Origin of the sequence: Pseudomonas sp. G5(2012) (genome assembly GCF_000408945.1) — a bacterium.
Classification (GTDB): Bacteria; Pseudomonadota; Gammaproteobacteria; order Pseudomonadales; family Pseudomonadaceae; genus Aquipseudomonas; species Aquipseudomonas umsongensis.
In genome coordinates this window covers 143,127-165,145 of sequence record NZ_APIO01000039.1, presented here as the reverse complement: position 1 = coordinate 165,145, position 22,019 = coordinate 143,127, and the positions used below count along the sequence as shown (strand labels likewise).

The window sequence follows — 22,019 nt, the reverse complement described above, 5'->3', positions numbered from 1 at the left end:
ACGGATGTAAAAACATGAGCATGGAGCAAGCCCTGATGAAACTGTCCGCCATTTTGATCGCCGCTTTACTTTCGATTACGTCCGTTGCTGCCTTCGCGCACAGCGGCGGCACTGATTCAAAAGGTTGCCATCGCAACCATAAAACGAACGACTACCACTGCCACTAAACGGCAAAAGCCCAGCTTGAAGCTGGGCTTTAATGCAAACTGGCTTTCTCACATTTGTGGAGGCCAGTTAGACGTTCGCGATGAGTGTCCGGTGTTGGCCGATTACTTCATGTTTTGATGGCTGATAACCCAAAACGGACATTCTTAGAGAGCTTGAGTCCCTGTTTTCGGACAATAATCCATTGCCGAGCTAATCACGTTTCGACAATGACTCAATGATCCGGCATTGCTCGATCACACCACCCTGACAACAGACGGTCAGATGCTCCAGTTCAGCCTCCAGGCCCTGCAAGTCGCGAATACGCATTCGCACCTGCTCCAATTGTCCTTCGACTTTTGCGTCTACCCCGGCACAGGAAGCATCACGTCGGTCAGCAAAGCCCAATAATTCACGAATGTCATCCAAGCTGAATCCCAGTGAACGACTGCGGCGGATGAACAAAAGGCGGTCGCGCTCCTCATCGGTGTAGAAGCGATAGCCTGATGGCGATCTTCCGGCGGAGGGCAGCAGCCCCAGCTGTTCGTAATAACGGATGGTCACCGCTTTGGTGTCGGTTTCTTTCGCCAAGGTACCGACCGTGTACGTGGCCGCATTCATTTCGCTTGACCTTATAGTCGCTAGAACCTTCATTCTACCCAGATCAGGCGATAAGCAAATCCGTGCGCACGCCCTACCACGTCTAAAAAGGGCTTTACACCTATGCGAACCTCACATCAAAAGCCTCAATCCAAAGGCTGGGCGATCCTGCTCTGTGCCTGGCTGCTGGCCCTTGTTTCAACCATCGCCGTGTTATTCGTGGGTGAAGTCATGGGGCAAGAACCCTGCGTGCTTTGCTGGTTTCAGCGTGCCTTCATGTTTCCTATGGTGATTGTGCTGGGTGTGGCTTGCTGTATTTCGGACACGAGCGTCTGGCGATACGCATTGCCTTTGGCAGTTATGGGGTGGCTGATCGCCCTGTACCACAACCTGCTTTATTTCGGGCTGATCCCGGAAAGCATTAAACCCTGTGGATCGGGCCCGTCTTGCTCTGGCGCGGATATGACCATCCTCGGCGGTGCGCCGTTGCCATTGTTATCGCTGGGTGTATTTAGTCTTCTGATCCTTCTTTTCGTTCTTATCCGCCGGAGATTCACCCTATGAGCCGACGCATCCTTGTCCTCGCTATCAGTGTCATGGCCGTGATTGGCTTCGCAGTCGCTGCATTCTTTTATGACCGTGCCTCCACAGTGCCTCAGGCGACTGCTCCCGTGCAGGAAGCTGGCGCTTTGGTGCGATTCAATTCGCCAAGCTTTGGCCCTGCCAAGGCACCGGTCACTATTGTCGAATTCTTTGACCCATCGTGTGAGAGCTGTCGCGCCTTCTATCCCATTGTCAAAAAGATGATGTCCCAGCATCCAGGCGATGTTCGTCTGGTGCTGCGTTATGTTCGACTTCACGTCGGGTCTGAAGAGGCCATCCGTATCCTGGAAACCGCACGCAAACAAGGCGTGTTTGTGCCGGTGCTGGAAGCTGTCCTTGAGTCGCAGCCGCAATGGCATGATGACGCCAAGGCTATGGCGGCGTGGGACGCTGCCGACCAGGCAGGCTTGGATGTGGCCAAGGCACGCGAGGACATGATGTCTCCCGAGATCACCGCCACCATTGAACGAGACGCCGCCGATGCGAAAAAGGTTGGCGTAAGTGGTACGCCGACCTTCTTCGTCAACGGTAAGCCACTGACCAACTTCGGTGCCCAACAGCTTTATGACTTGATCTGGACTGAGATCAAACAGTCGCGATAAGCACAGTTAGTGATGCTAAGAACGGGTCAAAGCGCTTCACGAAGTGCTTGACCTTATAGTGGCTATAGGGTGTTCACTCTTCGCCATGACTTGCCGAGAGTGCACTTATGAAAAGCTGTTGCGGTGACAAACCAACGCCGGAAACTCAGGCTTGTGTCGAAGTTTTTGATCCATCCGCAGGCTCGGGCTGCTGTGCACCTGCCCCCACGGCTTGCGATCCTGGCGCAGCCAAAGTTCAGTCCGCAAGCAGTTGTTGTGCTCCGGAAGCTGCAGACGGGAGTACAACCCGCTCCAGACCAGAAGACGCAGGTCGTTGCGCGTCTTTGCCGGATGCCGGCAAATCATACTGCTCGGCTAAAACTGCTCCGTCCAACCTGCATGCCCTGGCGGAGCCGAGCAAATCTGTCGCTCTGGTCGGCAACGATCTTTTTACTGACGTGTGCTGCTCGCCATCTGACTTACAATCTCGTGAGGCGGAGGAGCTTCAGGTTGGTGTCGGGGACACGGCGCGCTTCAGTAGTTTCTGGATCGGACAAATGTGCTGTCCTTCCGAGCAGACTATGATCGAGGGCAAGCTCGCTCGAATGAGCGGCATTCGAAAGCTCGAATTCAACATGATGAACCGCACGCTGGGCGTCTGGCACGAACTGCCGGATACCTTGGGTATCGAAGCGGCGGTGCTGTCGTTGGGTATGCATGCAGAGCCACAAACGTCTGAGAGCAACGCACCTGTCGCCAATTCAGCGCAAGCCAAGTCGCAAGCTCCACACAAACCAAAAAGCACTTGGTGGCCATTAGCGCTATCCGGTATCGCTGCGGTGATCGCAGAAGTCTTGCACTTCACCCAATCGGCCCCGGAATGGGTGATTGCCGTCGTCGCCTTGTTCGCCATCGCACTCTGTGGGCCGACGACTTACAAGAAGGGCTGGGTTGCGCTCAAACACCTGAACCTCAACATCAATGCCCTGATGAGCATCGCGGTGACCGGCGCCGTATTGATCGGCCAGTGGCCAGAAGCGGCGATGGTCATGGTGCTGTTCACCATTGCCGAAATGGTCGAGGCGAAGTCGCTGGATCGTGCCCGCCACGCCATCAAAGGTTTGCTGGATTTGAGTCCCGAACGAGCGACAGTCCGTCAACTCGACGGCTCCTGGCTGGAAGTCGATGTGAAGTCGGTCGGGATCGGGGCTCTGGTCAGGGTGCGTCCCGGTGAGCGTATCGGCCTGGATGGTGACGTAATTTCTGGCACCTCCACTGTTAATCAGGCACCAATCACGGGGGAGAGCCTGCCCATCGAGAAGGCGGTCGATGATCCTGTGTATGCCGGTACCATTAATGAGTCGGGATCTTTTGAGTACCAGGTAACGGCTGAGTCCAACAATACGACGCTGGCTCGGATCATTCACGCGGTGGAAGAAGCCCAAAGTTCGCGAGCACCTACCCAGCGATTCGTCGACCAGTTCGCCAAGATTTATACACCGGGGGTGTTCTTCTTTGCCCTCGCCATTGCGGTCTTGCCACCTTTGTTCATGGGCGGGGTATGGACGGACTGGATCTATCGCGCCTTGGTGCTGCTGGTCGTTGCTTGCCCGTGTGCCTTGGTTATTTCCACACCGGTGTCCATCGTCAGCGGGCTGGCGGCAGCGGCCCGAAAAGGGATTCTGGTCAAGGGCGGTGTCTACCTGGAAATTGGTGCCAGGCTGAGTTTTGTCGCGCTGGATAAAACCGGCACCATCACTCACGGCAAACCGGTTCAAACCGATTACTTGCCGTTGACCGAGGTTTCAGACGCTACACCTCAATTGCTGGCCGCCAGTTTGGGGGCTCGTTCAGATCACCCGGTGTCGCAGGCAATCGCCAAGCACGTAGGACTGGATACCTCAACGCTCAGACAAGTGGAGAGCTTTGAAGCTATTCCTGGGCGTGGGGTGAAAGGCTTGATCGGGGGGCAGCTTTATCACCTCGGCAATCATCGCCTGGTCGATGAACTGGGGCTTGGAACACCGCAGTTGGAAGCCTCACTGAGTCGACTGGAGCGTCAGGGAAAAACGGTTGTAGCGTTGACCAACTCTACTCAGGTCTTCGCCCTGTTTGCCGTGGCCGATACCGTAAAGGACTCAAGCCAGACCGCGATCAAGGAACTGCACGAACTGGGCATTAAGACCATGATGCTGACCGGTGACAACGCGCACACGGCTCAGGCCATCGCCCAACGTGTCGGCATTGATGAGCCGCGAGGTAACTTGTTGCCAGCTGACAAGCTGGCGGCCATTGGCGAGTTGCAGAGCCGAAAGCACGTGGTGGGGATGGTCGGTGACGGGATAAACGATGCACCGGCACTGGCGAAGTCTCAGATTGGTTTCGCTATGGCTGCCGCTGGTACGGGCACTGCCATTGAAACGGCTGACGTTGCGTTGATGGATGATGACCTGCGCAAGATTCCGGCCTTTGTTCGCCTGTCGCGACAGACCGCATCGATTCTAAAGCAAAACATCTTCTTCGCCTTAGGGATCAAAGCTGTGTTTGTAGTGTTCACATTGATGGGTTTCGCCACCATGTGGATGGCGGTGTTTGCAGATGTCGGCGTCAGCCTGTTGGTCGTACTGAATGGGTTGCGCTTGCTGAAAAAATAGTCCGGAGGCTGAGCATGAAAGAGAGGTTGCATTACGCAATTCTCGAGGGCTTCGGCGAAGCCCGTGTAGCGATTCGTTCCCGGGATTATGGGCGCGCTTACCATTGGCTCGAGCGCACCCACATCCTTACGCAACGTCGCACCCTGCTACATGCAAAATCCCACGTCTTGATGTTGTTCGTGGGCATCAGGGCACAAGATCCCCGGGAGGTTTTGGGGCAAATACCACGTGTCATCGCTGCACTGCTATTTTCTAGAGTATGGGTGCCTCGTGGGAACACCGGTCGCGCCCGAATCAGCGCTTTTCAGGTGATGCCTCTCTCTCCGGAACTGGAATCCCTTCTTGACGAAGATTGACCCGCAGACGGTTTTCTGAGTAGTTGCCTCATCCTTTCATCCACCTGGAGAGTCATATGAGCGCTGGTCATAGTCACGGTCAAGCTCGTGCCGGACACGAGAAAAAGTTGTGGATCGCTCTGGCGTTAACGACAAGCTTCATGATCGCGGAGGTCATTGGGGCTTTCGTTACGGGCAGCTTGGCGTTGTTATCCGATGCGGCTCACATGCTGACCGATTCCACTGCCCTGGCTATTTCATTGATCGCTATTCAGATCGCCAAACGCGCTGCGGATAAAAAACGGACATTCGGCTACGCACGATTTGAGATCCTCGCAGCTGCTTTTAACGCGATCCTGTTGTTCATGGTGGCGGTGTACATCTTGTACGAGGCTTATCAGAGGTTTAAAACTCCGACAGAAATCCAATCGACAGGCATGCTGATCGTCGCGGTGATAGGGCTCGTTGTGAACCTTGTTTCAATGCGGTTGCTCATGTCTGCCAGTGCCGAAAGCCTTAACGTAAAAGGCGCGTACCTAGAAGTCTGGAGTGACATGTTGGGCTCCATAGGCGTAATAGGGGCAGCATTGATCATTCGTTTTACCGGATTGACTTGGGTTGACTCGATCGTTGCCGCAGCCATCGGCCTGTGGGTGCTTCCCAGAACCTGGGTTTTGCTCAAAGAAAGCATGAACATCCTGTTGCAAGGGGTTCCGGATGGCATCGATATCGCTGAAGTGGATGCGAGCATCAGGGCGGTTGAAGGCATTGAGGATATCCATGATCTGCATATCTGGGCCCTGACCAGCGGCAAGAATGTCATGAGTGCTCACCTTGTCATCCAGCGCTCCTCCCGTGCCGAGCAAGATATATTGGCTGAGGTGACGCGACTGATGAGCGAGGTATTCCATATCAGCCATACGACTCTTCAATTAGAAAACTCGCAGTTTCATGCGGGACTCGAAGAAAACGAAGGCATGCAGCACTAGAGCGGGATCTTGTGAACATCCCATGTCGGGGTAGGGGCTGCTGATGTGCTGAGAACCCAACGGACATAAAGCCCTGACCGCCGGAGCATCTCCAGCGGTGCAGGGAAGGGGCGGGTTATACAAGCTAGTTGCGGGAATTTACCCTTGAGCCTTTCTAGCCTGTTGCCAGGTGGTCTGTCCATCGAGGTTTGGGAAGTTCAGCCTGAAAACGGTCATGCTGCCAGGCATGCTTTGAACGTCCGCCGTTCCCTGGTGGAGGCTCATGATCGATCGAACAATGGCCAAACCAAGACCGGTACCACCTTCTGCACGTGAACGACTGGTGTCGACCCGATAAAAGCGGTCGAACAAGTGCGACAGATGCTGAGGCTCGATCCCCGCGCCAGGGTTGCCGACAAGTAGCGAGACTTGATCGGCATGGTTTTCGATAACGATTGAAATGGATTGTCCGGCCGGGCAGTGACGTATCGCGTTGGACAACAGATTTGATATTGCTCGCTGAATCATCAACCTGTCGCCAATGGTCTTGCCGTTTCCGGCGACGCTCAGGCTGATCCGTTTTTCTTCCGCAGACAGTGAAAACAGATCGATGACTTTCAACGCTTCATCTTCCAGGGTAATTGTCTCGAACGGGACGAGCGCGGCGGGGTGACTGACCTGAGCAAGGAAGAGCATATCCGAGACAATTCGGGTGACACGCCCCAACTCTTCGGTGCATGACCCAAGCACTGCTTTGTATTCTTCTGCCGGACGCTCCCGAGACAGGGTAACCTGGGCCTTGCCCATCAAATTGGTGATGGGGGATCGCAATTCGTGGGCTAAGTCATCCGAGAACTGCGACAGCTGCTGAATACCGCTGTCGAGTCGGTGCAGCATGAAGTTGATGCCATGGGCCAATTCACTGAGCTCTTGAGGCATTTTGACCTCAGAGAGTCGATGGCTGAGGTCTTGAGCAGAGATCATGGCGGCGACCTTCCGGAACTCTCTCAGGGGAGCAAGTCCTCGTTGCACAACGGCCCAGGCACTTATTCCAATGAGTATCAGTAAAAGAGGCAGAGCAATAATCGTCGATCGAAGATACGCGCTGAGCAGCGCTTCATCGTTCGCACAATCCATCGACAGCAATACGGGAACGCTCACACCGTTCTTTAATCGGATGAGCTTGGATGCGGTAAGGAAGTGTCGACCCTCACCATCGGAATTGGTGGAGTATGAAATCTTGTCAACGGCAGCAGTCGCAGCTTTCAACTCAATCTGCGGATCCGACAAACCAGACCCGAATTTCAGTAAGGGTGTCCTGAGGTTTGTCAGGTCATAGATGGCCAGGTTCAGATTGTCATGCCCCATGACTTGATCCAGCAACGAGTGCGGTGTCGAGTTTACGTCAGCCGTGTCCTCGTATAGTGAGAGGCTGTGCTCAACTTGCTGCATTTTATTGTACAGGCTATTTTTCGCCAGCTTATCCAGCTCATGCGTCAGGGCGAAAAAGGCCAGGATAGCCAGAAACACCACCAACAATGCTCCCAGAATACTTACCGTCAAACCTAGTCGCATTGACAGGCTGACCGGCTTCATTCGCGTGCCTCCAATACGTAACCAACACCGCGAAGGGTGTGGATCAATTTGTTATCGAAGGGGTCGTCTATTTTGGCCCTCAACCTACGGATTGAAACCTCGACAACGTTGGTGTCGCAGTCAAAATTCATGTCCCAGACCAATGAAATGATTTGGGTACGGGAAAGCACTTCTCCAGTGTGACGCATCAGCAGGTGCAGAAGCGCAAACTCCTTGGTCGTCAGGTCTATGCGCTGATCTCCACGAAAAGCACGGTGGCGTCCTTGGTCGAGCTCCAGATCGGCTACCTTGAGTACCTGCGGGACAGGAATGTGCTCACTGCGACGCATAAGGGTTCGTACCCGTGCCAGTAGCTCAGGAAACTCAAACGGCTTGACCAGATAGTCATCGGCGCCTAAATCTAGTCCGCGGATTTTGTCCGCCAGGCGCCCTCGGGCCGTCAACATCATGACCCGGGCATTACTGCTTTGGCGCAGACGTTCAAGAACACCCCAACCATCAAGTTCTGGAAGATTAACGTCAAGTATCACCAAGTCATAGACATGTTGACGCGACAGATGAAGTCCATCCGCGCCAGTTATTGCACGGTCAACGACATAGCCACTTTCAGTCAGCCCCTGATGCAAGTATTCGGCAGTTTTAGGCTCGTCCTCAATTACAAGGATTCGCATGATATGTCACCATTTTAATAGGATAATTAATATTAGTTAATTAAAAAAGTTAGTATTTATAAGGGTTTCCGACCGAAACAATACGACTTTGAAACTGTTAAGCTGTTTTTGCGTCTCAACGTCCGTTTGCTCGGTAATGATCATCACCCTAAAGCCTATAGCTGCTACAGGGTCAAGCCAAAGCTCCGCTCTTGAGCCATCAAGCCAGCGTCTTGCGACAACGTGTCGCACAAAACACTCTTGAATTTAGCTATAAATGACAACGCGCATGGTTTTCGAGCTTCGGCAAGTGCTGTTCGGAAGATATTGGTTGGTATTTGTTTCGTCATGTTGCCGACCTTGTGCATCTATTTTTTAACACCTCATATGCTAATGCAAAAAATACAGCCAGATCGGTTGATAACGTATTTGTAATTTTTCAGTCACCTTGCTGATAAGTGGAAAACTCTACCATTTGTGCATAGAAAATATTGGCTTTAAAGGAACTATGAAATTGCGGCGGCATATAAAATTAACTGCACCCTTTAGCATAAAAAAAGCCTTACTGATTGTAGGCTTCAGTTTTATGCTCTCACTGGCAGGCCCCAGTTTTGCCGCAGTTTCGTCTTCGCAGACGCTAACCATCGATCAAGCACTGGAAACGGCTTTTGCCAACAATCCCGATCTGGCTGCAGCACAGTGGGAAATTGGTATCGCTCAAGGAGATCGACAGCAAGCGGGCTTGATTCCTAATCCCGAACTGTCCTGGGAGGCTGAAGATACTCGACGAAATTCACGGACTACGACGGTAATGATCAACCAGCCGATTGAGCTGGGTGGCAAGCGTGGGGCCAGGATAGATGTTGCCAGCCGAGCTCAGGATGCAGCTGGGATTGAATTGGAGCGCAAGCGTAATGTTTTGCGTGCCGATGTCATTCAGGCGTTTTACAACTCATCAACGGCCCAGCAAAGGTTGCTCTTGGCACGTCAATCCCTTGAGCTCGCCGAGCGTGGTTTGCGTGTCGCTCAAGGTCGTATCAAAAGTGGCAAATCTTCACCTGTTGAGGGCACACGAGCTGAAGTCCAGTTGTCGGAGGTGCGCCTAGAGTTGAGACGGGCCGAGCGGGATGAGGCCAGTGCCTATCAGCAGCTCGCTCAGGTAATGGGGGCACCATTGCCTGCGTTCGTGTCTGTGGGGGAAACCGGTCAATCGATGCCAGATGTGCCGAAACTCTCGCTGTTGATTAACCGCATCGGCGAGACCGCAGAGCTACGGTTGGCAAAGCTTCAAATCGACCAGCGAGAAGCATCCCTTAGTTTGGAGAAAGCTCAGCGTATTCCAGACCTCACCGTGAGTGTAGGTAGCCAATACGATGAACGGGAACGGGAGCGGGTCAATGTCGTGGGGCTGTCGATGCCTATACCGTTATTCAACCGTAACCAGGGCAATGTACTGGCAGCTGCTCGCCGTACCGATCAAGCCCGCGACCTTCGCAATGCCAGTGAGTTACGCCTGCGCACAGAAATTCAAACCACTCTGGATCAGTGGATGACGGCAAACACTGAAGTCGCCTCGTTCAATCAGACCATCCTGCCTGCCGCACAAAATGCAGTCGACACCGCTACGCGGGGGTTTGAAATGGGCAAGTTCAATTTCCTGGACGTGCTCGATGCTCAGCGCACCTTGATCAGCGCACGCACTCAATATATCCAGGCCATTGCTGAGGCGACAGACGCCTGGGTGCGCATTGAGCGAATTTTTGGTGATGTCGACCAGCTTTATCGTACCCCTTGAATTTTCAAATAACTTTTTTTCACCGTTGCTCGGTGTTGCAGTGCCACGGTATTTCGTGGCTGCCAACCGAGTTGCGCAGGGAGTCTCCATGGATAAAAAACAAATCCTTGTCACCGCACTGACCCTGACGGTGGGCATAGGAATCGGTTCCCTCTGGATGGGTAGCTCCTCGGCACCGTCCAGTGAGGCTCAGGCGCAAGAAGAACAGGGCCACGACGGTCACGACGAACACGGCAACGAGGGTGCCTCAAAGGAGTCAGCTGAGGGCGAGCATGCCGAAGGCGAGGAGGAAGAAGGTCATCTGACACTGAGCGACGAGCAGATCAACTCGGCTGGTATTCAGTTGGTCGAAGCCAAGGCACAGAGCATCAGCCTTTCATTGCCCTTTCCTGGAGAAATTCGTTTCGACGAAGACCGCACAACGCATGTTGTGCCCCGGGTACCCGGTGTCGTCGAGTCGGTACATGTCAATCTGGGTCAGCAGGTTAAAAAAGGCCAGTTACTGGCCGTCATCGCCAGCCAACAAATTTCTGACCAGCGCAGTGAGCAAGCTGCTGCGCAACGCCGTCTTGAGTTAGCGCGTACCACCTACGAACGTGAGCGCCAGTTATGGCAGGACAAAATCTCCGCCGAACAGGATTTTCTTCAGGCTCGTCAGGCATTACAAGAGGCCGAAATCGCTCTCAGCAATGCTCGCCAAAAAATCAGTGTACTCAGTGGTAGCTCGGTGGCCAGCGGCGGTAATCGGTATGAATTACGTGCGCCATTCGACGGCGTCGTGGTCGAAAAGCATCTGGGTCTCGGTGAGGTCGTCAGTGAAACCACTAACGCGTTTACGCTCTCTGACTTATCACGCGTTTGGGTGACCTTTGGTGTCTCTCCCAAAGATTTGAGCAAGGTAGTGGTTGGTAAGTCTGTCACGGTCAGTGCAACAGAGCTGAACGCCGAAGTCACTGGAACCGTGGCTTACGTCGGAAGCTTGTTGGGTGAGCAGACCCGCACTGCAACAGTCCGGGTGACCTTGACCAACCCAAACGGTGCCTGGCGTCCGGGGTTGTTCGTGACCGTGCTGGTTGAGACCGATACCCGACAGACGAGAATCGCGGTGCCAGAAATCGCCATCCAGACGGTCGAGGACAAACCAACCGTTTTCGTTCGAACCGATGACGGATTTCAGGCGAAGCCGGTGGAGGTGGGTAGCCGTGCGGCGGGTTTGGTCGAAATCACAGGGGGCTTGGAGCCCGGTGTTCAAGTTGCTGCTGCCGGTAGCTTTATTCTGAAATCAGAACTGGGTAAAGCCTCGGCTGAACACGCCCACTGATCCGCCACTTCCACGAGAAGGTTCTCATGTTCGAACGCCTGATCCAATTTGCCATTGAGCAGCGCATTATTGTGCTGCTCGCGGTTTTCCTCATGGCCGGCCTTGGCATAGCCAGCTACCAAAAGCTTCCGATCGACGCCGTACCCGACATTACCAACGTCCAGGTACAGATCAATACTGGCGCCGCAGGTTTCTCGCCACTAGAAACCGAGCAGCGCATCACTTTCCCCATCGAAACCGCGATGGCTGGCTTGCCCGCTCTTGAGCAGACACGTTCCCTCTCACGCTCCGGCCTATCGCAAGTCACGGTGATCTTCAAAGAAGGCACCGACCTCTTCTTTGCCCGGCAATTAGTCAACGAGCGTTTGCAAGTAGCCAAGGAGCAACTTCCCGAGGGTGTGGAAGCGGTCATGGGGCCGATCTCTACCGGTCTGGGTGAGATTTTCCTGTGGACGGTCGAAGCCGAGGAAGGTGCAGTCAAGGAGGATGGCACTCCATATACGCCGACCGACCTGAGGGTGATCCAGGATTGGATCATCAAACCCCAGTTGCGCAATGTTCCGGGAGTCGCAGAAATCAACACCATTGGCGGCTTCGCCAAGGAGTATCAGATTGCTCCCGATCCGAAACGTTTAGCGGCTTACAAACTGACACTGACCGACCTTGTGACAGCGCTGGAGCGGAACAACGCCAACGTCGGTGCTGGCTACATTGAACACAACGGCGAACAACTGCTGATTCGTGCGCCTGGCCAAGTGGCGACTACCGACGACATCGCCAACATTGTGATGGCCAACGTCGATGGCACGCCAATCCGCATAAAAAACGTCGCGACCGTGGATATTGGGCGTGAGTTGCGCACTGGCGCGGCTACCGAAAACGGTCGTGAAGTTGTACTTGGCACGGTCTTCATGCTGATTGGCGAAAACAGTCGAACCGTGTCTCAGGCCGTTGCCGCTAAACTGGAGCAAATCAACCGCTCACTGCCAAAAGGTGTGGTGGCGGTCACCGTCTATGACCGTACCAATTTGGTGGACAAAGCAATTGCCACGGTTAAGAAGAACCTGATTGAAGGTGCGATCCTGGTGATCGCGATTCTGTTTCTGTTCCTTGGCAATATTCGCGCCGCGCTGATCACAGCCATGGTCATTCCACTGGCCATGCTCTTCACCTTCACCGGTATGTTCACCAACAAGGTCAGCGCTAACCTGATGAGTCTAGGGGCGTTGGACTTTGGCATCATCGTCGATGGTGCGGTAGTTATTGTCGAGAACGCCATCCGGCGTCTGGCCCATGCGCAACAACATCATGGGCGAATCCTCACTCGCTCAGAACGCTTTCACGAGGTCTTTGCAGCAGCCAAGGAAGCCCGACGACCGCTGATTTTTGGTCAGTTGATTATCATGGTCGTGTACTTGCCGATTTTTGCACTCACCGGCGTCGAAGGGAAAATGTTCCACCCAATGGCGTTTACCGTCGTGATCGCTTTGTTGGGTGCTATGCTGCTGTCCGTTACTTTTGTTCCTGCGGCGATTGCCATGTTCGTGACTGGCAAGGTTAAGGAAGAAGAGAACGCGGTCATGCGAGGGGCGCGCCGAGTCTATGCCCCCGCGCTTGCCTGGGTCATGGGGCATCGGTCTCTGGCATTCGCCATGGCACTCGGCGTTATCGCTGTGTGCGGTGTCGTCGCCAGTCGAATGGGTAGTGAGTTTGTGCCGAGCCTTAGCGAAGGGGATTTGGCCCTGCAAGCATTGCGTGTACCGGGCACCAGCCTGACACAATCGGTAGAAATGCAGCAGAGTCTCGAAAAACTTGTACTGACAAAGGTGCCTGAAGTTGAACGGATGTTTGCTCGTACAGGTACCGCAGAGATCGCTTCTGATCCAATGCCGCCCAACATCTCTGATAGCTACGTAATGCTCAAGCCCAAGGATCAATGGCCTGATCCCAATAAATCCCGAGAAGCTTTGATAGCCGATATCCAAAAAGCTACGTCCGCTATGCCCGGTAGCAACTATGAGCTTTCCCAGCCCATTCAATTACGTTTTAACGAGTTGATTTCAGGCGTACGTAGTGATGTGGCGGTCAAGGTCTTTGGCGATGACATGGCTGTGCTGAATAGCACCGCTGCCAAAATTGCCTCGTCCATGCAAAAGGTCGATGGTGCTTCCGAAGTCAAAGTTGAGCAGACAACGGGGCTGCCGGTGCTGACCATCAACATCGATCGTGACAAAGCCGCACGTTACGGTTTGAATGTTGGCGACGTACAAGACACCATTGCGGTGGCGGTGGGTGGCCGCCAGGCCGGCACTATGTACGAAGGAGACCGTCGCTTCGATATGGTGGTGCGTTTATCCGACGCCATGCGCAAAGACCTCGAGGAATTGGCCACGCTGCTGATTCCGGTGCCGGCGCTGCTTAACGGCAACGCCGATCAGATCGCTTTCATTGCGCTCTCAGAGGTGGCAACCCTGGATCTGGTGCTGGGGCCGAACCAGGTCAGTCGTGAAAACGGTAAGCGTCTGGTAATTGTGAGCGCCAACGTGCGTGGACGGGATATCGGCTCATTTGTACAGGAAGCCAGCAGCGTCATTGATCAGCAGGTGCAAATCCCGGCCGGCTACTGGATAAACTGGGGTGGGCAGTTCGAGCAACTCCAATCAGCCGCCAAACGCTTACAGATTGTCGTCCCGGTAGCCCTGCTCCTTGTATTCGCCCTACTGTTTATGATGTTCAACAATCTTAAGGATGGCCTTTTGGTATTCACGGGGATTCCCTTTGCGTTAACGGGCGGAGTGATGGCTTTGTGGCTGCGCGATATCCCGCTGTCGATTTCAGCGGGAGTTGGTTTCATCGCGTTATCGGGGGTGGCGGTGCTGAACGGTCTCGTGATGATTGCGTTCATCCGCAATCTTCGAGAGGAGGGATATTCGTTGAGTTCCGCGATCAATGAAGGGGCACTTACACGGTTACGCCCAGTGTTAATGACAGCACTGGTAGCCTCCCTGGGCTTTATTCCCATGGCACTCGCTACTGGAACCGGGGCGGAAGTCCAGCGGCCATTAGCTACCGTTGTGATCGGAGGTATCCTGTCTTCAACTGCGTTGACCCTACTGATACTGCCTGCGCTGTATCACTGGGCACACCGTCGAGATGAGGATGAAGCAGAGGAAGACAAAAAAGCAACCGTATAGCTCTTTGATTTCAAAGCCCACTACGAGTTTCGGTAGTGGGCTTTTTTACGAGAGTTAAATTACGAATATGTAATCTCGACGCCACCGTGGTGATAGGTTCGGATTGATACCCTAATAGCGTTATCTATATGAGGTGTCAGAATGAATTTTACTCAAATATGTGCTCTTGCAGGTGCTTTAGTCTTTTCTTCGGTTGCGTTGGCGGAGGGTGGCGGAGATAGAACCTTCGAAAAAATGATGGCGGCGAATGACTTGGCAATGGAGAAATATTTAGCCAGAGAAGGGAGGAGTGCCCCAGTGGTGTCAAGTGATGCAAAAAATTAGACGGCAAAAGAAATGTAGTGATGCACGTTGGGAAGAACCCGTCTCCAGATTGCTGGTGGCGGGTTTTTTTATGGATAGCTAGCTTACATACTTGTAATTTTCGTGCCACGCCGTCGCAATGTTTAGGTTGATATTCTCGTAACTGTTATTAGATGAGGTACAGAATATGAAATTTATGAGCATCTTCGCTGTAGTCGGAGGTTTAGTTATTTCCTCAAACTTGCTTGCTGAGGGTGGGGGAGATAAAACATTTGAGAAAATGATGGCTGCCAATACTAAAGCTATGGAGCAGTACGCGATCAGCCAGGGAAAGAGCGCTCCTGTGCCGAGGCCATACGAATACGGGATGAAGGTGGATGTGGTGAAGGTGATCAGTGTGGTGCGCCCTGCGAAAGTCTGCGCAGTAGTGCCCGCCGCAATGACTTATGAAGATTCCGAAGGACAGCTCAATACGATCACTTACACGGTCGCTGGAGACTGTCGCAAACGAGGCGGTTAATAGCTGCGTTGCTATCGTACGAATCATTAACGCGCGACCAACTTCGTTATTTAAGGGTGTCGGGCGTTTTTTATTTGCTCAAGTTTCGACAGGCCAAAAAAAGACGTCCCGGAGGACGTCTTAAAAATTCACCTTTTCCAAAGGAGCAAAGGAGCTTCCAAAGGTGAACGGATGTTACAACTGAACAGCATTGAGTTCAGACTTTCACAGACTAGCTACTTGTCTATAGAATCCCAGCCAGATGCGCTAGCTAGAACTCTATCAACTCACGGTAAGTATAAAAAACGCAACCTAACATGAAGGTGATTGAAAAATGACATTTCTGTAACTTTTCGGAGGAGCGGGACGCTCGCAACACGAGTCGCCCCGTTCGATATCACAGGATCGCTAATGGATACTCAACGATCACACGTACTTCATCCAGGTCAGACTCAAACGCGGTTGCACGAGTGTTCATTTGACGCAGGCGGAAAGACATGTCTTTCAAGGAACCTGTCTGAACGACGTATTTTACTTCGATGTCGCGCTCCCAACGTTTCTGTTCAGTCAACGGGTTCCCCTCAGCATCACGTCGCATGTAGGTTGCGTTAGCGTTTGAGTAATCAGCGTCAGTGCCGCGACCGTAGCGTGTCATAAACGTCAAGCCAGGCACGCCATAGGAACTCATGTCGAGGTCGTAACGAACCATCCATGAGCGTTCTTTCGGCGAGTTGAAGTCGCTATACTGGATTGAGTTGTCAAGAAAGATGGAATCCGATTGACGCAGATAGTCGAAGTCGTCGTTACCATTATTTCGTTGGTGAGACAGTGCGACAGAGTGTGCGCCATACTTCACGCCGACTTTAGCACTCCAAATATTGTTGTTGAACTCACCCAGCAGTTTTTTGCCTTCGTCGACGGCTTTGTAGTAGTTCGCACCGCCGAATACGGAGAGTTCATCCGACAGCGAGTAGTTCAATCCCGTGCCGGCATAATATTGATTCCATGCGTCTTTGAGACGGCTGGAATAGAGGCTTACAATCACGTTCTTGTTCAGATTGTAGTCACCGCCAAAGTAACCGACCCACGGCGAGTTAACAGGCCCGGCATAGAATGTCGCGAAGTTATCGCGCATATTGCTGGAAGTTGGCTGGCTCATGGCGTGCAAGCGACCGCCCTGAACGGTCAATCCGTCAATGCTGGTGTTGGTCGCCGTTACACCAGTGAAGCTTTCTGGCAGAAGTCTGGAGTCACCCGCGGCAACAACTGGGTTAGATGGGAATACGTCGCCGACCTTTACTACAGTGTCAAAGGCGCGAACTTTTGCCGCGCCACCAACTTTGGTGTATTCGTCACTAGCCTGCCCTTCACTATTGACGGGGAGTACATCGAACGAACTACGGCCGCCATTACGGCCGTCACCCGTGTCGAGTTTCAACCCTAACATAGCGAACGCGTCGACGCCCACACCCACAGTGCCTTGTGTAAATCCAGACTCAAATTTACTGATAATGGCGTGCGCCCATGCTTCGGAATAACCGTTGCCTGTCGCGCTTGATTGACCGTTGCGATTATCGCGGTTGAAGTAGAAATTTCGGTTGAGCACAGTTAGGCTGCTATCTTCTATAAAGCCCCCAGATTTTTCCTCAGCAAAAACCATGGATGGCCCGGTACTCACAACCACTGCCAACGCGGCCATCGAAAATTTTGTGTTGTTATTCATCCATCACTCCTTAGGTTCGGCAGAACGAGAACGTTCATCGGCTTAATTTTATTTTCTACAGGAAGTGAATTGCCCTCCCATACGGTTGCCGATTTATATCGTGGCAATCTGGAGATAACGGGGACATGATCAGATGATTACAATTTCGTAATGTTCAACCGCTTTTAATTGACTTGCGTAGCATGCACCCAGCCGATACGTGGATGCCGTAGTGGCTTGTCTCGAAAAAAACAAGTTGCCTTTTGACGACCGCCTGCTGTCAGGCAAGGCACCGCGACGAGTCATGGCCGGGCTATGGCGAGGAGTCGCAACGCAGCATGGCGGCGACAGGCAGTCGTCAAGAGGCAACTTATTTGCGAGACAGGACACTGGTGCTAATCGCGCATCAGCGGCCAGGCGGCAATAAGACCCCGGCCTATGAACACAAGAATTAGAAACCACAGGAGCAATACATGTACAAATCCAGCTTGGCGTTTGCCGTGGCCTCCGGGGTATTGGCCCAGCAAGCCGGCGCTGCCGGCTTTATTGAAGACAGTAAAGCCGCGCTCAGTTCCCGAACCATGTATTTTAACGCCGACAACCGTGAAGGCGGTGCTGACCAGCGCGAATCGGCCCAGGGCTTTAAGCTCGATTACGTGTCCGGCTTTACGCCAGGTACCATAGGTTTCGGTTTCGACGCTCAAGCGTTGTGGGGTATTCACCTCGATGGCGGAAAGGGGCACCACCCGGACAGCAACACCTTCTTCCCAAGTGACACCGATGGTTCGGCGGTAGATGAGTGGAGCCGTGTCGGCGGCAACGTCAAGGCACGCATCTCCAAAACTGAAGGTCACCTTGGCAGTGCCCTCGCGCCAAACCTACCGATCCTGATCGCGAACGACGGTCGCCTGCTGCCGCAAACCTTTGATGGTGGCATCGTCACCTCCAAGGAAATCGACAACCTGACCATTACTGCCGGCCAGCTGGAACACGCCTATGGTCGTGCTTCGAGCAACCGCACCGGCCTTGCCGTTTCCGGTGGTACCCAGGACAGCAACCAGTTCCGTTTTGGCGGTGTAGACTGGAAGGTCACCAAAGACCTGACCCTTCAGTACTACTACTCGAACCTGGAAAACTACTACACGCAAAATTTCCTGGGCCTGGTTCACGTCTTCCCCATCGGCACTGACCAATCGTTCAAGACCGACCTGCGCTACTTCGACAGCCGTTCCGATGGTAAGAACGGCCAAGCCGGTTATGCCTTCGACAACAATGGTGGTTTTGCCACGGACACTGGCGAGGTCGCCAACAAGACCTGGAGCGCCATGTTCACCTACACCCTGGTTGGTCACGCGTTCTTGCTGGGCCACCAGCAAGTTGGCGACGATGGAGGTTTTGTCTGGCTTAACCAGGGTAGCGTACGCGACAGTAACAACCGCCCTGAAGGCGCCGGTGGTTCTAGCTTCTACCTTTTCACCGACAGCATGGTCAACCAGTTCGCCCGCGCTGGTGAGAACACCACTTTCGGCCAGTACTCCTATGACTTCGCCCGCCTCGGCGTGCCAGGCTTGAAAGCGTCGATCGCCTATCTGAGCGGCGACGACATCAAGAACAAGAGTGGCAACGGCGATTACTCTGAGTGGGAACGCGACATGCGTGTCGACTACTTATTCCAAACAGGTGTGCTCAAAGGCTTCGGGGCCACTGTGCGTCACGGTACTTACCGTGGCAGCGGTGAAAGCATTGCCGACCAAGACCAGACTCGCCTAATTTTCAACTACACGTATAGTTTCCTGTAATCACGCGTAAAAAAGTGCTCGATGAGACCTTTTTATTGTGAGTTGGTTTTTATCCCGGGCGGCCGCGAAGACTGAGCGCAACACCTCACCCTCCGGTAAGGTGCCGCCCTGTCCTATACAGGGGAGGATGCAGAAAACGGAGATTTTGTACACTAAACCCGTGTGATGGCTGTAAGCAGCAACGTGCATAGGCTGCGTATAGTTTCCCTCATGGTCATGTTGAACAGTATGGCAGGGCTGCAGGGCGAGCGAGTCTCGCCCCCGGACATTTTCTCCGGCAAGCTCCTAACTACGAAACACCCGCTGAAAGATTGAACCAATGCTGTTGCATCGACCGGTTGAATCCCAAGCCGTTAGCTGTCTGTCATGAAGAGTCAATCCGGCGTCATCAGCACCGCAAGCGCCACGCTGTTCGACCCACAGCGTCAACTCCATGTTTACGGCTTCGAGGGCCAATTGGTTCTGATTGATCCTGAGCAGTAGGGAAGGGAGCAGGACTGCGTTCGACATGGTGATTCCTCCGTGGAAGAGCTCAGCGTACCAGTGGGTGAGTTTTAGAAACACAATTCTCGAACCCTTAAACGACTTTAGCCAGCGCCAGTGGCCGGTCGTGCCCCTCATCGGAAACCGATGTTCCATCCTTGCTATGGTGGCTAACAGCCGCTAATAGTTAAGGGGAATTGGAGAGGGCTTGAAGATGATTTCGAGATTTGTTGTTGTCCCTGCAATACCAACAGAAACGGGATCAATGCGTAACGGAGCACGCTTCTACTGCAAGACTGCACCCATAGGTTTCAACATCTATGACAACGAAGAGAAGCTACGACTGACGGCTACCTACCAAGCTCGAGAAGAAGCCGAAAATGAGTGTCAGCGACTGAATCAAGAATGCCTTGAAAACATCCTTTCCGAACGCGAGTCCATGACTGCGCTCTAGGCATTAGCAGTTCTACAAAACATCAGCGCTTGGCGTTCCGACTCGAGTGGATCATAGGCTCAGGGACGCACGACCTACACTATTCTGACGTGGATGCTCTGCATTCAGAATCGAACAGACGGCGTCTGCCTCTCCCCTGATCTTGAACACCCCATGCTTGCTAGCTGAGCCTCCCTCGACGAGATCTACAATCCGATATTGCTTAACGCCATCGTCCAGTCTGGTGGTCTCGATCACCTTGAATCTTGGTTGCATGGTGCGTTCCCTGCTAAAGAATGGTGTTCTAGGAGTACCGGTATGACTCCATAATTCCAACATTTATGCTGGACTGAGCTGCGACAATTTATGACAGGGCGCTGTGATCCTCTGCTTGAGAGCAGAGACCTCTCGGGAGCTGGGAAGGAAGGTTGTGTTCAAATCATTCTGTGTGCGAGTCATAGCATGCCTAGAGCTAAGCTGAGGGGTGACCTAAATGGGAAGTCGCTCCTTCGGCCCAATGGGCTCGGCTGACCTAATCAGCCGAGCATCTCCTTGATGATGGATGCAACGTTCCTAGCATCGTCGATCCCTCGGTGATAGGTACCCAGCCAAACCAAGCCCAACGACTCTACCGTTTGCTTAAGTGATTTCGGTCGATCGTCATATAAGCCGGCATGCCATTTCCTGGCATTGAAATGTGGCAAGCCTTCGAGCAGGGAAGGGCACCCAGCTAAACCAGCATCACGCTCAAGCTGTCTTGCATCATAGTCACCCCATGACACCCAGGCTGCATTTGGATAACACGCAGCGAACGGTCGTAGCTCTTCGCCAACCTCTCGATAGGTTCGGGCACCGTCCACGTCTGCTTGTTGAATGGACGTAAGCTTTCTGCAGAAATCGGTGAGGGTGGGATTGATCAGAGGCCGGACGAATCGCTGGAATTCATCGACGATCTCAAGTGACTCCAAATCAATCATCACCAGGCCAATCTCAATCGTTTCCATCTGATCGGGAACGACTGCGAGCGGCCTTGGCGATTCCGACTCATCAATCTCATCACAGGTTGCCTCAAGGTCTACGCAATAGAGGTAGCGGTATGGCGCGAGGAGGTTTTGGATCGCTTGAAGGTGAAGAAGCTTTGCTTGAATGCTCATGGCATGGATGCCCTAATTTTGATCTGTCCAAGGTTCATCGACACATGCACACAGCCTCATTCTGAAGACATTGGTAAGGGGCGTGTTTCTTTTACTCCGGCGCAGATGCTACAGATCACATCATCACAAGCGTTGGAGATCACCATTCATTCGGTACAGTGGCCGCTGGCTTCAAACCGGGATAATCATCAAGTGCAAGATTAGGCTCTCCTTTCCCCGTCTGCAGACGCTCTGGGTTACGTACTACTCCGGCTTCAGCATCGGCTCGCATCTGATCAAGCTCTTTGTCAAAAGCCTTATCCTGGACTGTGCGTTTACTAACGTAGGGCTTCCGCTCAGGGTCTCGCTGCGCTGCATAAGTCGTTAGCGCGTCCGGATCGTCCAGTAGCTTTTGTTGAACCTGAGATTCGAGCATCGCACGAAGCGAGTCTTTGTCAGGACGGTTTAGCATTTTCATACTCCTTTCGGTCGCCCAGATCCTCCAGCAAATGGTCGGGCAAAATGGGGCAGTGGTAAGAACAGATTCGATCAATAGGTTTTTGGGTGCTGAAGACACGGATGGCTCCGGGCACGCTCTATAGTCGACTATAAAGTCTTTTTGAATCCAGCAGCCAGCGAAGCCAGAGTCCTTTGTTCTGGGAAGCTAAAACGATGATGCCTGTCGTTCCTTCGGGCTTAAGCCCGGCTCGACGTCCTCACGTCATTTGGCCTACCCACGACGCCCAAACCCACTGCTGAATTTTCTTAGGAAAACGCAGACTCGATAAATGCCTCTAGCGCTTTATCTTCCAGTATCTCAATAGAGAAGTGCCCGAATCGTTTGGGCAACCAAATGATGCGTGCCCCAGACGGGGATTGCAGGTTCGCACGAGCCAATGGCTTTCCATTTTCGTCTTCTGGCTGAACACCTGCGGCCATCAATTCGTCATAGGCTTTCTCGATGTCCGGTGTCGAGTAGCAGTGGCGGTAAATCATCCCTTCACCCGACGTATCCAATAGCTCTTTCAGGTTCCCCGCCAACGGCTGTACCAACATGAAGCGCTCTTGGCCCATCAACGCAATCGCGTAGCGCACATGCAGACCACCTCGTTCCCAGACGAGCGTTTTAGAGATCCTGGCGTTAAATATCTGCGCGTAGTAAGCACAGGCTTCGTCGAGATTCTTGACCAGTACATCTACGTGACTGAATTTCAGATCCATTTGCA

General features: G+C 53.1%; 20 protein-coding genes. 12 read left to right on the top strand and 8 right to left on the bottom strand.

From position 1 onward, the window contains the following. The first annotated feature begins 14 nt into the window (after nt 1-14). The gene (locus tag PG5_RS34185) at nt 15-167 is read left to right on the top strand and encodes a YHYH domain-containing protein (RefSeq protein ID WP_020797664.1); all 153 of its coding nucleotides are present in this window, start codon (nt 15-17) and stop codon (nt 165-167) included. 190 nt (nt 168-357) lie between these two features. Here the strand turns inward: PG5_RS34185 and PG5_RS13400 are convergent, their stop codons facing one another. Beyond that, complete coding sequence (locus tag PG5_RS13400) at nt 358-765, bottom strand: helix-turn-helix domain-containing protein (protein ID WP_020797663.1); 408 nt, start codon at nt 763-765, stop codon at nt 358-360. 102 nt (nt 766-867) lie between these two features. On the opposite strand from PG5_RS13400, the gene PG5_RS13395 reads away from it, so the two are divergent. The 5 genes from PG5_RS13395 (at nt 868) to PG5_RS13370 (ending at nt 5,906) form a co-directional block, all read left to right on the top strand. Next, nucleotides 868-1,308, top strand: coding sequence for a disulfide bond formation protein B (locus PG5_RS13395; protein ID WP_020797662.1), 441 nt, complete (start codon nt 868-870; stop codon nt 1,306-1,308). Next, nucleotides 1,305-1,949, top strand: a complete 645-nt coding sequence (locus tag PG5_RS13390; protein ID WP_020797661.1) for a thioredoxin domain-containing protein — start codon at nt 1,305-1,307, stop codon at nt 1,947-1,949. The genes PG5_RS13395 and PG5_RS13390 overlap by 4 nt, the downstream gene beginning before the upstream one ends. Nucleotides 1,950-2,485: 536 nt before the next feature. Then, a complete protein-coding gene (locus tag PG5_RS13380; protein WP_042955384.1) occupies nt 2,486-4,582 on the top strand; it encodes a heavy metal translocating P-type ATPase in 2,097 nt (698 codons plus the stop codon). A 14-nt stretch (nt 4,583-4,596) separates the two neighbouring features. Beyond that, entirely contained in the window at nt 4,597-4,938 is a 342-nt protein-coding gene (locus PG5_RS13375) for a DUF3703 domain-containing protein (protein WP_042955383.1), read from the top strand. A gap of 56 nt (nt 4,939-4,994) precedes the next feature. Next, the gene (locus tag PG5_RS13370) at nt 4,995-5,906 is read left to right on the top strand and encodes a cation diffusion facilitator family transporter (protein ID WP_042955382.1); all 912 of its coding nucleotides are present in this window, start codon (nt 4,995-4,997) and stop codon (nt 5,904-5,906) included. Between the two features lie 138 nt (nt 5,907-6,044). On the opposite strand, the gene PG5_RS13365 is transcribed toward PG5_RS13370, so the two are convergent. After that, nucleotides 6,045-7,481 (bottom strand): heavy metal sensor histidine kinase, encoded by a 1,437-nt coding sequence (locus PG5_RS13365; protein ID WP_020797657.1) that lies wholly within the window; start codon nt 7,479-7,481, stop codon nt 6,045-6,047. Then, nucleotides 7,478-8,152 carry a heavy metal response regulator transcription factor gene (locus PG5_RS13360; RefSeq protein ID WP_020797656.1) on the bottom strand — a complete coding sequence of 225 codons (675 nt, stop codon included), beginning with the start codon at nt 8,150-8,152 and terminating at the stop codon, nt 7,478-7,480. Before PG5_RS13360 ends, PG5_RS13365 begins: the two co-directional genes overlap by 4 nt. A gap of 487 nt (nt 8,153-8,639) precedes the next feature. Between PG5_RS13360 and PG5_RS13355 the strand changes: the two genes are divergently transcribed. From PG5_RS13355 to PG5_RS13340, 5 genes are all read left to right on the top strand, one after another. Further along, the gene (locus tag PG5_RS13355; protein ID WP_020797654.1) at nt 8,640-9,926 is read left to right on the top strand and encodes a TolC family protein; all 1,287 of its coding nucleotides are present in this window, start codon (nt 8,640-8,642) and stop codon (nt 9,924-9,926) included. Nucleotides 9,927-10,014: 88 nt separating this feature from the next. Then, nucleotides 10,015-11,247 (top strand): efflux RND transporter periplasmic adaptor subunit, encoded by a 1,233-nt coding sequence (locus PG5_RS13350; protein ID WP_020797653.1) that lies wholly within the window; start codon nt 10,015-10,017, stop codon nt 11,245-11,247. 26 nt (nt 11,248-11,273) lie between these two features. Further along, nucleotides 11,274-14,441, top strand: coding sequence for a CusA/CzcA family heavy metal efflux RND transporter (locus tag PG5_RS13345; protein ID WP_020797652.1), 3,168 nt, complete (start codon nt 11,274-11,276; stop codon nt 14,439-14,441). A 141-nt stretch (nt 14,442-14,582) separates the two neighbouring features. Beyond that, nucleotides 14,583-14,765 carry a co-regulatory protein PtrA N-terminal domain-containing protein gene (locus PG5_RS33450; protein ID WP_081648155.1) on the top strand — a complete coding sequence of 61 codons (183 nt, stop codon included), beginning with the start codon at nt 14,583-14,585 and terminating at the stop codon, nt 14,763-14,765. A 166-nt stretch (nt 14,766-14,931) separates the two neighbouring features. Beyond that, on the top strand, nt 14,932-15,264 hold the full coding sequence (locus PG5_RS13340; protein WP_042955381.1) for a DUF2790 domain-containing protein: 333 nt from the start codon (nt 14,932-14,934) through the stop codon (nt 15,262-15,264). 376 nt (nt 15,265-15,640) lie between these two features. Here the strand turns inward: PG5_RS13340 and PG5_RS13335 are convergent, their stop codons facing one another. Beyond that, nucleotides 15,641-16,966, bottom strand: coding sequence for an OprD family porin (locus tag PG5_RS13335; RefSeq protein WP_020797650.1), 1,326 nt, complete (start codon nt 16,964-16,966; stop codon nt 15,641-15,643). Between the two features lie 452 nt (nt 16,967-17,418). Here PG5_RS13335 and PG5_RS13330 point away from each other — a divergent pair, with 452 nt between their 5' ends. Next, entirely contained in the window at nt 17,419-18,744 is a 1,326-nt protein-coding gene (locus tag PG5_RS13330; RefSeq protein ID WP_020797649.1) for an OprD family outer membrane porin, read from the top strand. A gap of 285 nt (nt 18,745-19,029) precedes the next feature. Here PG5_RS13330 and PG5_RS34880 read toward each other — a convergent pair whose 3' ends face one another. The 4 genes from PG5_RS34880 to PG5_RS13300 all read right to left on the bottom strand — a co-directional run bounded on the left by PG5_RS34880 (nt 19,030) and on the right by PG5_RS13300 (nt 22,014). Further along, complete coding sequence (locus PG5_RS34880) at nt 19,030-19,254, bottom strand: hypothetical protein (protein ID WP_146023686.1); 225 nt, start codon at nt 19,252-19,254, stop codon at nt 19,030-19,032. Between the two features lie 942 nt (nt 19,255-20,196). Next, nucleotides 20,197-20,814, bottom strand: coding sequence for a 3'-5' exonuclease (locus PG5_RS13310; protein WP_020797647.1), 618 nt, complete (start codon nt 20,812-20,814; stop codon nt 20,197-20,199). A gap of 139 nt (nt 20,815-20,953) precedes the next feature. Beyond that, on the bottom strand, nt 20,954-21,265 hold the full coding sequence (locus PG5_RS13305; protein WP_042955377.1) for a hypothetical protein: 312 nt from the start codon (nt 21,263-21,265) through the stop codon (nt 20,954-20,956). A gap of 293 nt (nt 21,266-21,558) precedes the next feature. Continuing rightward, nucleotides 21,559-22,014 (bottom strand): VOC family protein, encoded by a 456-nt coding sequence (locus tag PG5_RS13300; RefSeq protein WP_020797646.1) that lies wholly within the window; start codon nt 22,012-22,014, stop codon nt 21,559-21,561. Nucleotides 22,015-22,019: the final 5 nt, after the last annotated feature.